Consider the following 14,363-nt stretch of genomic DNA (forward strand, 5'->3'; position numbering starts at 1 on the left):
GATGAAAAATGTGGCGATTTTGGGATCGACCGGATCGATCGGGCGCCAAACGCTGGAAGTGATTGCCCACTATCCAGATCGGTTTCGCGTTGTGGCATTAGCCGCCGGCCGCCAGGTGGATCAATTGGTGGCTCAGGCCCGCCAGTTTCAGCCGCGGTTGGTTTCTGTGGCGACGCGTGAGTTGGCGGAGGAGGTACGCCTCCGGTTGCCGTCACACATTCGCGTCTGTTATGGAGAAGAGGGGTTATTGGAAGTGGCAACTCATCCTGAGTGCCATTTTTTATTAAGCGGGATTCTGGGCAGCATAGGACTCAAGCCGACTTTGGCGGCCATACAGGCGGGCATTCCGATCGGCCTGGCCAACAAAGAAACCTTGGTGAGTGCAGGTCACCTGGTGATGCGGGAGGCGAAAAAGCGGGGCGTTCCCATCCTGCCGGTGGACAGTGAACATTCGGCGATTTTCCAAGCGCTGCAGGGGCAGTCCAGGGAAGGAGTGCGTCAGCTGATTTTGACCGCATCGGGCGGGTCACTTCGCCATCTGACCCGGCAAGAATTGCGCACGGTGACGATCCGGGAGGTGTTGCAACACCCCAATTGGTCCATGGGGGCGAAGATTACGGTAGATTCGGCGACCATGATGAACAAGGGGCTGGAAGTGATTGAGGCTCACTGGTTGTTCGGGGTGCCATTTGATAAAATAAAGGTGTTGATTCACCCGGAAAGCGTCATCCATTCGATGGTGGAGTTTGTCGATGGGGCCATTTTGGCGCAGCTCGGCCTGCCGGACATGCGCACGCCGATTCAGTACGCCTTGAGCTATCCGGAACGGCTTCCCCATATCCAGGCCGAATATCTCTCCTTGGATCATTTGAGGGCCCTGCATCTGGAGAAGGTGGATGAAGCTCGTTATCCGGCCCTTTCGATCGCCTATCGGGCTGGGCGAGCCGGCGGATTGTATCCGACCGTCATGAACGCAGCCAATGAAGAAGCGGTGCACGCTTTTCTGGAAGGGAGACTGCCCTTTGATCGCATCGAACAAGTGGTTGAACATGTCCTGAATCGGTGCCAGGGAGGGAAGGATCCTTCGCTGGAAGAAGTGCTGGAGGCTGACAGCTGGGCTAGACGGGCAGCCAGAGAGCAGATCACGGCGTTGACCCATTAAGTCTTTTATATGGAAAGGATGTGCGGCAAACTTTGCAAACGGCCATAACCATTGTCCTGGTTCTCTCAGTCCTGATCTTTTTTCACGAATTGGGCCACCTGTTGATGGCAAAACGGGCAGGCATCTTATGTCGCGAATTTGCCATCGGGTTTGGACCCAAGCTGTTTTCGTTTAAAATCGGGGAGACCAGGTACTCCATTCGCCTGTTTCCGCTCGGCGGGTATGTGCGGATGGCCGGAGAGGACCCTGAAGTGATTGAGATCCAGCGTGGCCAACGAATCGGCTTGCAGTTAAACGACAATCAGGCAGTAACCCGGCTCTTCGTGAACCCTCCCGATTCCCAGCCGTCGCTTGTGGGGACTGTCCGGGAAATTGACCTGGAAAAAGAACTTTTTGTGGTCGTGGAGGATGATGAACGGCAGGAGTTGCGTTTTCCAGTTGAGCCCCGCGCTGTCATCCATCATGGTCATGAAGAGGTGCAAATTGCGCCGATCGATCGGCAATTCACAGGAAAGACGATTGGACAGCGGTTTTTGACCATCTTTGCCGGGCCGGCGATGAACTTTTTGTTGGCGATTTTCTTTTTTATTCTTGCTGCATGGCTTTATGGTGTGCCCTCCGATGAGCCGGTGGTCGGGGGGATCGAGCCGGGAACGCCCGCTGAAGTTTACGGCTTGAAAGAAGGAGATCGGATTGTCGCGATTGACGGCGAGCCGGTTTCCGACTGGGAGGCTTTGGTGAACAAGGTTTCTTCCTCGCCGGGCATGCCGCTGCGCTTGACGATTGAACGCCAGGGATCTCCGCTGACGCTTGATGTTACCCCTGCGCAAGACAATGGCCGCGGAAAGCTGGGCATTTACCCTACCACGGAACGGACGCCTGACAAGGTGATCCCTTATGGCTTTGCCCAGTCCTGGTTTTTCACCAAGGCCACCTTTCAAGGATTTGGCATGTTGATCACTGGGGCCGCATCCTTCAACGACTTGGCCGGTCCAGTCGGGATTTTCAAGATGACAGGAGACATGGCAGCCCAGGGGCTGGGCACGTTGCTCATTTGGACCGGATTGCTGAGCATCAACTTGGCTGTATTCAATATCTTGCCGATTCCTGCTTTGGATGGCGGACGGCTGATTTTCCTCGCCATTGAGGCCCTGCGCGGGAAACCCATCGACCCGCACAAGGAGAGCATGGTGCACCTGATCGGATTTGCCCTGTTAATGTTGTTGATGATTGCGGTCACTTACAATGATGTGATGAGATTTTTCGGTTAAGCAGTTTCCATGAAGTGGGGGATGGGGTGTGTATACGCGAGAGCAGACCAGGCCCGTCTATGTGGGCGGGGTCCGGATTGGCGGGCAAAACCAGGTGGTCATCCAGTCGATGACCACCACGGATACGCGGGACACGAAGGCCACGTTGGCGCAAATCGAGCGGCTGGCAGAAGCTGGCTGCCAGATCGTCCGCCTGTCGGTCCTCAATGAAGGACAGGCGGAAGCCTTGAAGGAGATCAAAAAGCATTCGCCGTTGCCCCTGGTGGCCGATATCCATTTTGATTATCGCCTGGCCTTGAAGTCGCTGGAAAGCGGCGTGGACAAAATCCGGATCAATCCGGGGAATATCGGTTCCCGGGAACGGGTCAAGATGGTGGTGGAGGCCTGCCGGGAGCGAGGCGTGCCCATTCGCATCGGTGTCAATTCAGGTTCGGTTGAGCGGCCGCTGCTTGAGAAATACGGGTATCCCACAGCAGAGGCAATGGTGGAGAGCGCCCTGAAACATGTCGAGATTTTGGAAGACCTGGACTTTACCGATATCGTCATATCCTTGAAATCCTCCAATGTGCGGACCATGCTGGAAACCTATGAACAAATGGCGAAGCTCCGCCCTTATCCGTTGCATGTGGGGGTGACGGAAGCGGGAACCGCTTTTGCCGGCGGAATCAAGTCGGCCGTGGGGATTGGCGCCGTGCTGGCGAAGGGAATTGGCGATACGATCCGCGTCAGTCTCAGCGCAGATCCTGTGGAAGAGATCAAGGTGGCGAAAGAGATCCTCAAAAGCCTCGAATTGAAGACCGATGAGCCGCAGGTCATCGCCTGTCCTTCGTGCGGGCGCTGCCGGATTGATCTGGTTGGATTGGCTACGCGTGTGGAAGAGGCTGTCAAGGGATTGAAGATCCCGTTGAAGATCGCAGTGATGGGGTGCGCCGTCAATGGTCCGGGAGAGGCTCGTGAAGCGGATGTAGGCGTAGCCGGCGGAGATGGGGAAGGCTTGATCTTTCGGGACGGGAAGATCGTGCGTAAAGTGAAGGAGTCAGAGCTGTTTGATGAACTGATGCAGGAAATCGAGGCGATTGTAGAATCCGGTGGAAAACAGTGAAAATCTAGAATGGTCGGAGGCGGAAAACGATGAGGCAAACTGATCTGCTCATCCCGACACTGCGGGAAGTGCCGGCTGAGGCGGAAATGATCAGCCACCGCCTCATGTTGCGGGCGGGTTTGATACGGATGTTGGTTTCGGGCGTGTATACTTTTTTGCCCTTGGGCTTGCGCGTGCTGCACAAGGTGGAACGCATCGTCCGGGAGGAAATGGACCGGGCAGGAGCACAGGAGGTTTTGCTGCCGGCGTTGCAGCCAGGGGAACTGTGGCAGAAAAGCGGCCGTTGGGATACCTATGGCCCGGAGCTGGTCCGGCTGGAAGACCGGCATGGCAGGCAGATGGTGCTGGGTCCGACGCACGAAGAGGTGATTACGGCGCTGCTGGCAGCCGAGGTCAATTCCTATCGCAAGCTGCCCCAGATCCTCTACCAGATCCAGACCAAGTTTCGCGATGAACGCCGTCCCCGTTCCGGATTGTTGCGGGCGCGGGAGTTCATCATGAAGGATGCCTATTCCTTTGATGTGGATGAGGCAGGACTGGCGCGCAGTTATCAGGCGATGTACGAGGCGTACAACCGCATTTTTGCCCGGATGGGTCTTGACTTTCGTGCGGTCGAGGCGGATGCGGGTGCCATTGGCGGCACCGGTACGCATGAATTCATCGTCCTCTCTGATGCAGGGGAAGATACGATTGTCTCTTGCACGCGCTGTGAATATGCCGCCAATATTGAAAAAGCGGAGGTGGCTGCCGCGGCTGGCAGGCGGCAGCAGGTGGAAGAGGCGCGAAAGCAGGCCGCCGCGCTTGAAAAGGTACATACACCTGGCATGAAGACGATGGAAGAGGTCAGCCAGTATTTGGCCCTGCCGCCCTCGCAGATGATCAAGACGCTGCTCTATCAAGCGGATGATCGGGTTGTGGCGGCGTTGGTCCGGGGCGATCATGAATTGAATGAAATCAAGCTGAAAGCGCATCTTGGCGTGGACAAGCTGGAACTGGCCAATCAGGAAACGGTGCAACAGTTGACCTCGGCTGATGTCGGCTTTGCGGGGCCGGTGGGCCTGTCAGTGGATATCTATGCCGATTATGCGGTTGCCGAGATGACGGAAGCAGTGATTGGTGCCAACCAGACCGATTATCATTACCTGCATGCGGTGCCGGAACGGGATTTTCAGGTAAAGGCCTACTTGGACCTGCGCGTGATTCAAGAAGGGGATGACTGTCCGCGCTGTGGCGGCGCGATCCATTTTTCCCGCGGCATTGAAGTGGGCCACATTTTTCAGCTGGGAACCCGTTATTCGGAAAAACTGGGCGCCTATTACTTGGACGAAAACGGACAACGCAAGCCCATGATCATGGGATGTTACGGTATCGGCGTGAGCCGGCTGATCCCAGCCGTCATCGAACAATCGCATGATGAATATGGAATCATCTGGCCGCAGAGCATCGCGCCCTTCCAGGTCCACTTGATTCCCGTCAACCTTCAGGACGAAGCACAGCGCAAGCTGACGGAGGAGCTATATCAGTGGCTGCGGGATCAAGCGATTGAAGTATTGCTGGATGATCGTCCGGAGCGGGTGGGTGTGAAGCTGAACGATGCCGATCTGATTGGCATTCCCTGGCGTATCCTGGTTGGCAAGAAGGCCGTTGAAGGACGGGTTGAACTGAAAAATCGAAAGACCGGCGAGGTTCAGGAGTGGGAGCTCACCTCCCTGAAGGAACAGCTTATAACATTGTTGGAACAGTAAGTTTTACAGTCTGCATGAGCGCGCGTAATGGGGGAGTGAGAGTATGGCAGCCGGGGGAATCGCCAAGCCGTTGGCCGTGCTTTTCGAGCAGACCGTCATTCCGGAATCGCAATGGGCGTATTTTTCAAAGGCGCAGGTTGAAAAGGTGGAGGTATATCCCGAACAACGGGAGTGGGTGATTCAATTACGATTGCCGGAGATGGTTCCGGCAGTTGTTTTTGAGCAGGTGACAACGCAGATAGCCCGTAAGCTGAGCGGCATGGTGCGGGTGACTTTCCGATGCCGTCACGATCGGCTCGATCTGGATCATTTTCTCCGTGAATACTGGACATACCTCATTGCGCGGCTGTCTCTGCCAGCTCATGTGCACCAATGGCTTCGGGAAGCGACGTGGCGGCTTGAGGAACAGCGGTTATGCCTGCAGGTTACGCAGCCGTTGATGTATGAACTGTTGGAGAAGAAAAACCTCCTGCAGATGCTGCGTCAGCTGATACTGGACATGACAGGCATACCCTTGCAAGTGAAAGTGGAGTATCAGGATGATCTTCAGCGGCGCCAGCAGCTGGAGGAACAAAGGCGAACCGAGGAACAGATGCTCATTCAGCAGGCCCAGCAGGCATTGGCGGAGGCGCGCGCCCAGTCGGAACCTGAGACGGGTCCTGGCGAGCTCCTGTATGGATCCAGGATAAGCAGTCCTCCGACTCCCTTGCATGAGGTTCGCGAAGAAGAGCAGAACCTGACGATTCAGGGAGAGGTCTTCGCTACGGAATGGCGGGAATTGAAAAACGGCAAGAAACTGCTTCTTCTGTCGGTTACCGATTACACCGATTCGATCCAGGTGAAGGTGTTTGTCCGGGATAAAGAAGATGAAGCCCTGTTGAATCGGATCGAGAAGGGAACCTGGCTGAAAATCCGCGGCCATGCGCAGGTTGATTTCTATTCACGCGAGTTGACCCTGGTCGCTTCCGATCTTCACGGCATTCCGCCACAGGTTCGTCAGGATCTGGCAGAGGAGAAGCGGGTTGAGCTGCATGCCCATACCTCGATGAGCGCGATGGACGGCGTGGTGGATGTTGCAAATCTTGTAAAGCAGGCCGCAGAATGGGGCCATCCCGCGATCGCGATTACCGACCATGGAGTGGTGCAGAGTTTTCCCGATGCCTATGAGGCGGGAAAGAAATACGGCGTCAAAATTTTATACGGCATGGAAGCCTATGTGGTGGATGACGGGGTGCCCATCGTCTGGCAACCCGAAGACAGACAGCTGGCAGAAGCCACCTATGTGATTTTCGACACAGAGACCACCGGCCTGTCGGCCAATTATCATGAATTGATCGAGATTGGCGCCGTGAAAATGAAAAACGGCCAGGTCATTGATCGGTATGAAACCTTCGTCAAACCGAACGAACCGATTTCGCCAGCGATTACGCGCTTGACCGGCATTACCAATGAAATGGTCAGTGATGCTCCCGATCTCAAAACGGCGCTCAGCGGTTTTCGCGATTTCTGCAAAGGAGCCATCCTTGCGGCACATAACGCCCGATTTGACCTTGGATTTATCAATGCGGCCTATAAGAAACTGGGCTGGCCCGCCATTTCGGAACCGGTTGTGGATACGTTGGAATTGGCCCGCTTTTTATATCCGCGGCTGAAAAATCACCGGCTGAACACGCTTTGTGAGACGTTCCAGATTCCGCTGTCCCATCACCACCGGGCCTACCACGACGCCGAAGCGACCGGACAACTGTTGTGGCGGATGATTCAGGATCTGTTGCAGAAGGGGATCCTCTCGCTGGCGCAACTGAACCATCAAGGAAATGGCACGGAATGGAAAAAAAGCCGTCCATTTCATGTCAGCTTGTTGGTCCAGAATCAGACCGGTTTAAAAAACCTGTATCGACTGGTTTCGCTGTCCCACCTGGAATACTTTCACCGCGTTCCGCGGATTCCCAAGCGGTTGTTGATGCAAATGCGGGAAGGCCTTCTGGTAGGCAGCGCCTGTCAACGGGGAGAGTTGTTCGAAACCCTTTTGCAAAAATCCCTGGAAGAAGCGGAAGAGGTGGCCCAGTTTTATGATTATCTGGAAATCCAACCCTTGGATCAGCTGATCCCCCTGATCGAACGGGGTGTGGTTCAGGATGAAGAAAACCTGCGGGATCTGCACCGGAAAATCGTGGCAATTGGCGAAAAACTGGGGAAGCCTGTGGTGGCCACTGGGGATCTGCATTACCTGCATCCGCATGATGCCATTTTTCGCAAGATCTTGACCGCCGGAAAGGTTTCTGCCGATGAACTGACGCCCGCCTACTTTCGTACGACAGAGGAAATGATGGAGTGTTTTTCCCATCTGGGCGCAGACAAGGCCAAAGAGGTGGTTGTTGAGTGGCCGAAACAAGTGGCGGCGATGATTGAGCCGCTCAAGCCATTTCCCGATGACCTGCATACGCCGGTGATTGAGGGGGCGGATCAGGCCATTCGCCAAATGAGTTATGAGAAAGCGCGGCAAATCTACGGAGACCCCTTGCCGGAAATCGTGCAGCAGCGGCTGGAGAAGGAACTGGAAAGCATTATCGGCAACGGCTTTGCCGTCATCTATTACATCGCCCACAAACTGGTGGCGCACTCCCTGAAAAACGGGTACCTGGTCGGGTCAAGGGGTTCCGTCGGATCTTCCCTTGTTGCCACGATGACCGAGATCACGGAAGTAAACCCCCTGCCCCCCCATTACGTCTGCCTGTCCTGCCATTATCATCAATTTTTTACCGATGGCTCGGTCGGTTCGGGGTTTGACCTGCCGGATGCCGATTGTCCTCGGTGCGGCAAGAAATTGCACAAAGACGGGCATGATATTCCTTTTGAGACGTTTATGGGTTTTGAAGGAGATAAGGTGCCGGACATCGATCTGAACTTTTCCGGTGAATACCAGCCACGGGCGCATAAATACACAGAGGAACTGTTCGGCAAGGATTACGTTTTCCGTGCCGGGACCATTTCTACCGTGGCCGAAAAAACGGCCTACGGGTTTGTCCGCAAGTATCTGGAGGAAAACAATCTGCAGCTTCGGAGCGTTGAGGTGGAAAGGCTGGTGGCCGGTTGTACGGGAATCAAGCGGACAACGGGGCAGCATCCGGGGGGGCTGATGGTGATCCCGCAGTACATGGAGGTGTATGATTTTACGCCTCTCCAGCGGCCGGCGGATGATGTGGCTTCCGATACCGTGACGACGCACTTTGACTACCATGCCATCAGCGGCAGGTTGCTCAAGCTGGATATTCTTGGCCACGACGATCCGACCGTGATCCGGATGTTGCAGGATTTGACCGGTGTCGATCCGAAAAAAATCCCGGTGGATGATCCCAAAGTGCTTTCATTGTTTTACAGCACCGAGGCACTCGGCGTCACACCGGAACAGATTCGCTCAAACACGGGGACCCTGGGGATTCCGGAGTTTGGCACCCGGTTTGTCAGGCAGATGCTGGAGGAGACCAGGCCGACCACTTTTGCGGAATTGGTCCGCATCTCCGGCCTGTCGCACGGAACCGATGTGTGGATCAACAACGCGCAGGAAGTGATTCGCTCCGGGAAGGCGGTCCTTGCGGAAGTGATCTCCACCCGCGATGACATTATGGTGTATCTGATCCACCGCGGCCTTAACCCCTCGCAGGCCTTTAAAATCATGGAGCGCGTGCGCAAGGGAAAGGGATTGACGGACGAGGACATCCAGGTCATGAAGGAACATCACGTGCCCGATTGGTATATCGAATCCTGCCAGAAGATCAAATACATGTTTCCCAAGGCCCACGCAGTGGCCTATGTCTTGATGGCGCTGCGGATTGCCTGGTTTAAGGTCTACCGGCCGATCGAGTTCTATGCCACTTACTTCACGGTGCGGGCCGATGATTTTGACATGCAACTGGCGCTCCAGGGACCTGATGCCATCATGTTGAAAATGGATGAAATCCAGGAAAAAGGCAATCAGGCTTCGCCGAAGGAAAAATCGCTCCTGGTCGTGATGGAACTGGCGCTGGAAATGCTCCAACGGGGTTTTCGCTTTCAAAAGGTGGATTTGCAACGTTCTGATGCCGTGCGCTTTCTCATCGACGGCAATACGCTGATTCCACCTTTCCGGGCACTTTCGGGGATTGGCGAAAGCGCGGCCCGGAGCATTGTTCGTGCGCGGGAAGAGCAGCCTTTCTTGTCCGTAGAAGATTTTCAGGAACGCACCCGGGTTTCCAGAACCGTGACGGAGCAGCTGGCGGAGATGGGCTGTTTTGACGAGCTGCCGGAATCCAACCAGTTGTCGCTGTTTTGATGGCGTTGCCCTCTATCTTTCGTTATGTTATAATTCTCCGTGGTAATACTGAGGATACGGACGATTGAAGAGTGGGGCTTCCCCACTCTTTGCGTTTAATACAGAAAGTTTATCTCTTGCTGTTACGTTCCTCGGCGGATGGAACTGTCATATTTTAAATCAAGGAGGAAGCCATGAAAGAGAAAGTGGCGCAAGTAACGGAAGAGCTGGTCACGCCGATTTTGGAGCGGGAAGGGTTGGAGCTGGTCGACATTGAGTATGTCAGGGAAGGAAGCAATTGGTTCCTGCGCGTCTTGATCGACAAAGAAGGGGGCGTCGATCTGGATGCCTGCGGAAGGGTGAGCGAACAACTGAGCAAGTTGCTGGATCGGCGGGATCCGATACCCGGCCCGTATATTCTCGAAGTGTCTTCTCCAGGTGCGGAACGGCCGCTCAAAACGGATCGGGACCTGGAGCGTTCGCTTGGCAAGCCCGTTATGGTCACCCTGTACGAACCCTTTGCAGGGAGCAAAAAACATACCGGCCGGCTGGATGCCTTTGACAAGCATGTGTTGACACTGGCCCTTGAAACGGGGGAGCGCCTCGAAATTCCGCGGGAAAAAGTGGCGCAGACCCGCCTGACCGTCGATTGGACGGGTTTGTGAGAAGAATTTCCGGACAGAAAGAACCAACATGTCAAGTGTACAAGAGGGGGTAAGGATTTTGAACAAAGAGTTTATCAGTGCACTTGAACAACTGGCTACAGAGAAAGGCATCAGCCAGGAAGTGCTGCTCGAGGCCATTGAGGCCGCACTCATTTCGGCTTATAAAAGGAATTTTAATACGGCTCAGAATGTCCGGGTGGATATCAACCGGGAAACGGGAGCTGTCAAAGTTTATGCGCGCAAGACGGTTGTAGAGGAGGTTCTCGATCCGCGATTGGAGATCAGTTTGGATGCGGCCCGCCAGATGAACTCCCTCTATCAGTTGGGTGATGTGGTGGAACTGGAAGTGACGCCAAAGGATTTTGGACGGATTGCCGCCCAAACGGCCAAGCAGGTGGTCACACAGCGGATCAGGGAGGCTGAGCGCGGCGTCATCTATGAGTTGTTTGTCGACCGTGAGGAAGATATCGTGACCGGACTGGTGCAGCGCCAGGATCATCGTTTTATTTATGTGGACTTGGGCAAGACGGAGGCCCTGTTGCCTGTTCAGGAAGTGATGCCCACAGAACGGCTGCAGCAAGGGGAACGGATCAAGGCGTTTATTACCAAGGTGGAAAAGACGACCAAGGGTCCGCAGATTTTTCTTTCCAGAACCCACCCGGGGTTATTGAAGCGGCTCTTTGAACTGGAAGTGCCAGAGATTTATGATGGCGTGGTCGAAATCAAATCGGTGGCTCGTGAAGCAGGAACCCGTTCCAAAATTGCCGTCCATTCCAACCTGCCTGAGGTGGATCCGGTCGGTGCCTGTGTCGGCCAAAAAGGGGTACGCGTACAAAATGTGGTCAATGAGCTAAAAGGAGAGAAGATTGACATCGTGCGCTGGTCGGAAGACCCGCAAGTGTATGTGGCCAACGCACTCAGTCCTTCAAAAGTGATCTCGGTGACCCTATACCAGGAGGAGCGAATGGCCCGGGTCGTGGTTCCGGATTATCAGTTGTCGCTGGCGATTGGCAAGGAAGGCCAAAATGCGCGTCTGGCCGCCAAATTGACGGGTTGGAAGATTGATATCAAGTCGGAAACGCAGGCGGAAGAACTGGCCAGACAGTCTCAGGAGAATGAGGGGACCCCTTTAGCCTCCACTTCGGATGAAGTTCAGGAAGTGTAGGTGAGCGAAGGTGAAGCAAAAAAAGATCCCGATGCGAAAATGTGTCGCTTGTCAACAGATGCAACCGAAGAAAACGTTGATTCGCGTTGTCCGGACGCCGGAACGGGAATTATTGATCGATCCGACGGGAAAAAAATCAGGCCGCGGCGCCTACCTGTGTCCGGTACGGGAATGTGTGGAGCTGGCAGCAAAAAAACGCGCCCTGGAACACGCCCTGGATGTGAAAGTGCCCGCTGAATTCTACCAGCAAATCCTCCATCATGTCCAAGGTGCAGCGCAGGATGAATCGTGAGTTTTTGCAGCATTTGGGATTATGCTATCGGGCCGGAAAACTGCTGGACGGCGAGGCGAGGGTTTTATCGGCATTGCGAAAGGGAAAAGTCAGAATGGTTCTGCTTTCTTCGGATGCCTCGGAAAACACGAAAAAGCGTCTGATGGACAAATGCGCTCATTGCGGGATTCCCTGCCTCGTCACGTATGAACGGACAAGTCTGGGAAAAGCCATCGGTAAAAATGAGCGAGTCGTTTTGGGGATCGCCGATCAAGGGTTTGCCGACCTGCTGATGCGTGATTGGAAAAAGCCCGGAGGTGAAGTGAATGAGTAAAATACGTGTCTATGAGTACGCCAAGAAACTGAATATGTCGAGCAAGGAGATTCTCTCGATACTAAAAAAGATGGATGTGAGTGTAAATAACCATATGAGCATGATCGGAGAGGAAGAAATCCAAAAGATCCAGAACTATTTTGAGAGCGTCAAGAAGCGGGCGGCTGGAGATGTGGAGTCTACTGCCATTGCCAAACCGGCCAGGGAAGGCAAGCCCACGCCCTTGCGTCCCGACAAAGCCGGTTCCCGGACGCAAGATCGGAATCGTCCGTTCAAGAATCACAAAGAGAACAAAGAGGGACAGAAAAACAGGCAGCGGCCGCAGGGCCAGCGCCAGAGGACCGACGGGCAAAAACCCGTCATGGAACCGGCATCTCCCGGAAATAAAGATACGCGCAAGGAACGTCCGGCAAGGCCCGCACCTGCCAGTGTCAATATCAGCGACAAACCTTCGCGCGAACGCAAAACCCACCGGGATCACGAGCGGGAAAATGAACCATATGCCACGCAAGAAGGGGAAAGCCGTTTTTATTCCCGTCGCAAAAGCAAACGAAACAAGCGACAGGAACAGGCGAAGCAGGCAGAGGCACAGACGCCCAAGGTCATTACCTACACCGGTTCCATGACCGTTGGCGAATTGGCCAAGGCTTTGAACAAAGAGGCTTCGGAAATCATTAAAAAGTTGATGTTCCTCGGCATCATGGCCACGATCAACCAGGAACTCGACAAGGACGCGATTGAATTGATCGCTGCCGAGTACGACGTGACCGTCGAGGAAAAAATTGAGATTGACGAGGATCAGTTTGAATTGTATCCGGAAGAGGAAGATGAAGCAGCCCTCACCGAACGGCCGCCTGTCGTCACCATCATGGGTCATGTGGACCACGGAAAAACCACGTTGCTGGACGCGATCCGTCAATCCAAGGTGACGGAACAGGAAGCAGGCGGCATTACCCAGCATATCGGGGCCTACCAGGTGTCGATCAATGGCAAGAAGATCACCTTTCTCGATACGCCTGGCCACGAGGCATTTACCATGATGCGTGCCCGCGGCGCGCAGGTGACGGATATCACCGTGCTTGTGGTGGCCGCCGATGATGGCGTCATGCCCCAGACCGTAGAGGCGATCAACCATGCCAGGGCCGCCGGCGTGCCGATTATCGTCGCTGTAAACAAAATGGACAAACCAGAGAGCAACCCCGACCGGGTGAAACAGGAGTTGGCTGAACACAACCTGATTCCTGAAGAATGGGGCGGCGACACTGTCTTTGTCTACATCTCAGCGTTGAAGAAACAGGGGATTGACGAACTCCTGGAAATGATCCTGCTGGTCGCGGAAATGCAAGAATTGAAGGCCAATCCCAACCGGCCAGCCAAAGGCGTGGTCATCGAAGCGAAATTGGATAAAGGAAGAGGCCCGATTGCTACCGTCCTGGTGCAACAGGGAACGCTCCGGGTCGGCGACGCGATGGTCGTCGGAAGCATTTTTGGGCGTGTGCGCGCGATGACCAATGATATGGGAAGGCGGATTAAAGAGGCAGGCCCCTCCACGCCGGTTGAAATTACCGGACTGGCTGAAGTGCCGAACGCCGGCGATCCATTTCTGGTTTTTGAAGATGAAAAGAAGGCCAGACAGATTGCAGAAAGCCGCGCCAGCAAACAACGACAGGAGGAGTTGTCCTCAACCAGCAAAGTGACCCTGGATGACCTCTATAAGCAGCTGCAAGAAGGCGAGGTCAAGGAACTGAATGTGATCATCAAAGCGGATGTCCAGGGCAGTGTGGAAGCACTTCGAGGAGCGCTGGAAAAAATCAACGTCGAAGGCGCACGCGTTCGGATCATCCATACCGGTGTCGGCGCGATTACCGAAACCGACGTCAATTTGGCGATGGCCTCCAATGCGATCATCATCGGCTTTAATGTGCGCCCGCAACCGCAGGCTCGCACCAGGGCGGAGCAGGAAAAGGTGGAGATCCGTCTGCATCGGGTGATCTATGAGTGCATCGAGGAAATTGAAGCGGCGATGAAGGGTCTGCTTGAGCCTGTGTATCAAGAGACGGTGACTGGCGTCGCCGAAGTTCGCCAGCTCTTTAAAGTGTCCCGGGTGGGCACGATTGCCGGCTGTTATGTGCTGGAAGGAAAGATTTCCCGCGACGCGGGCGTGCGGGTGATTCGCGACGGCGTCGTCATTTATGAAGGAAAGATCAGCTCGCTGAAACGATACAAAGATGATGTCAGAGAGGTCAGCCAAGGGTATGAATGCGGCTTGATGATCGAAAACTTTAATGACATCAAAGAGGGCGATCACCTGGAGTGTTACGTCATGGAGCAAGTGCCGCAAAATCGATGAGAATCAA

Annotated in this window: 10 protein-coding genes; all 10 read left to right on the top strand. The window is 54.6% G+C overall.

Annotated features, from left to right (window positions below):
- Position 1 precedes the first annotated feature (1 nt).
- Positions 2-1,162 (top strand): 1-deoxy-D-xylulose-5-phosphate reductoisomerase, encoded by a 1,161-nt coding sequence (locus tag BAA01_08355; protein ID OUM88372.1) that lies wholly within the window; start codon positions 2-4, stop codon positions 1,160-1,162.
- Between the two features lie 32 nt (positions 1,163-1,194).
- Positions 1,195-2,433 carry an RIP metalloprotease RseP gene (locus BAA01_08360; protein OUM88373.1) on the top strand — a complete coding sequence of 413 codons (1,239 nt, stop codon included), beginning with the start codon at positions 1,195-1,197 and terminating at the stop codon, positions 2,431-2,433.
- A gap of 28 nt (positions 2,434-2,461) precedes the next feature.
- Positions 2,462-3,535 (top strand): 4-hydroxy-3-methylbut-2-en-1-yl diphosphate synthase, encoded by a 1,074-nt coding sequence (locus tag BAA01_08365; protein OUM88374.1) that lies wholly within the window; start codon positions 2,462-2,464, stop codon positions 3,533-3,535.
- 29 nt (positions 3,536-3,564) lie between these two features.
- Positions 3,565-5,280: a proline--tRNA ligase gene (locus BAA01_08370; protein ID OUM88375.1), complete on the top strand. Its 1,716-nt coding sequence runs from the start codon at positions 3,565-3,567 to the stop codon at positions 5,278-5,280.
- A gap of 43 nt (positions 5,281-5,323) precedes the next feature.
- A complete protein-coding gene (gene polC / locus BAA01_08375) occupies positions 5,324-9,592 on the top strand; it encodes a PolC-type DNA polymerase III (GenBank protein ID OUM88376.1) in 4,269 nt (1,422 codons plus the stop codon).
- 173 nt (positions 9,593-9,765) lie between these two features.
- Entirely contained in the window at positions 9,766-10,236 is a 471-nt protein-coding gene (locus BAA01_08380; protein ID OUM88377.1) for a ribosome maturation factor RimP, read from the top strand.
- A gap of 58 nt (positions 10,237-10,294) precedes the next feature.
- Positions 10,295-11,401, top strand: a complete 1,107-nt coding sequence (nusA, locus tag BAA01_08385) for a transcription termination/antitermination protein NusA (GenBank protein OUM88378.1) — start codon at positions 10,295-10,297, stop codon at positions 11,399-11,401.
- 10 nt (positions 11,402-11,411) lie between these two features.
- Positions 11,412-11,693: a hypothetical protein gene (locus BAA01_08390; GenBank protein OUM88379.1), complete on the top strand. Its 282-nt coding sequence runs from the start codon at positions 11,412-11,414 to the stop codon at positions 11,691-11,693.
- The gene (locus BAA01_08395; protein OUM88380.1) at positions 11,683-12,006 is read left to right on the top strand and encodes a hypothetical protein; all 324 of its coding nucleotides are present in this window, start codon (positions 11,683-11,685) and stop codon (positions 12,004-12,006) included. The genes BAA01_08390 and BAA01_08395 overlap by 11 nt, the downstream gene beginning before the upstream one ends.
- Positions 11,999-14,356 carry a translation initiation factor IF-2 gene (locus BAA01_08400; protein OUM88381.1) on the top strand — a complete coding sequence of 786 codons (2,358 nt, stop codon included), beginning with the start codon at positions 11,999-12,001 and terminating at the stop codon, positions 14,354-14,356. Before BAA01_08395 ends, BAA01_08400 begins: the two co-directional genes overlap by 8 nt.
- Positions 14,357-14,363: the final 7 nt, after the last annotated feature.

It is taken from the genome of Bacillus thermozeamaize, from assembly GCA_002159075.1.
GTDB classification, from domain to species: domain Bacteria; phylum Bacillota; class Bacilli; order ZCTH02-B2; family ZCTH02-B2; genus Bacillus_BB; species Bacillus_BB thermozeamaize.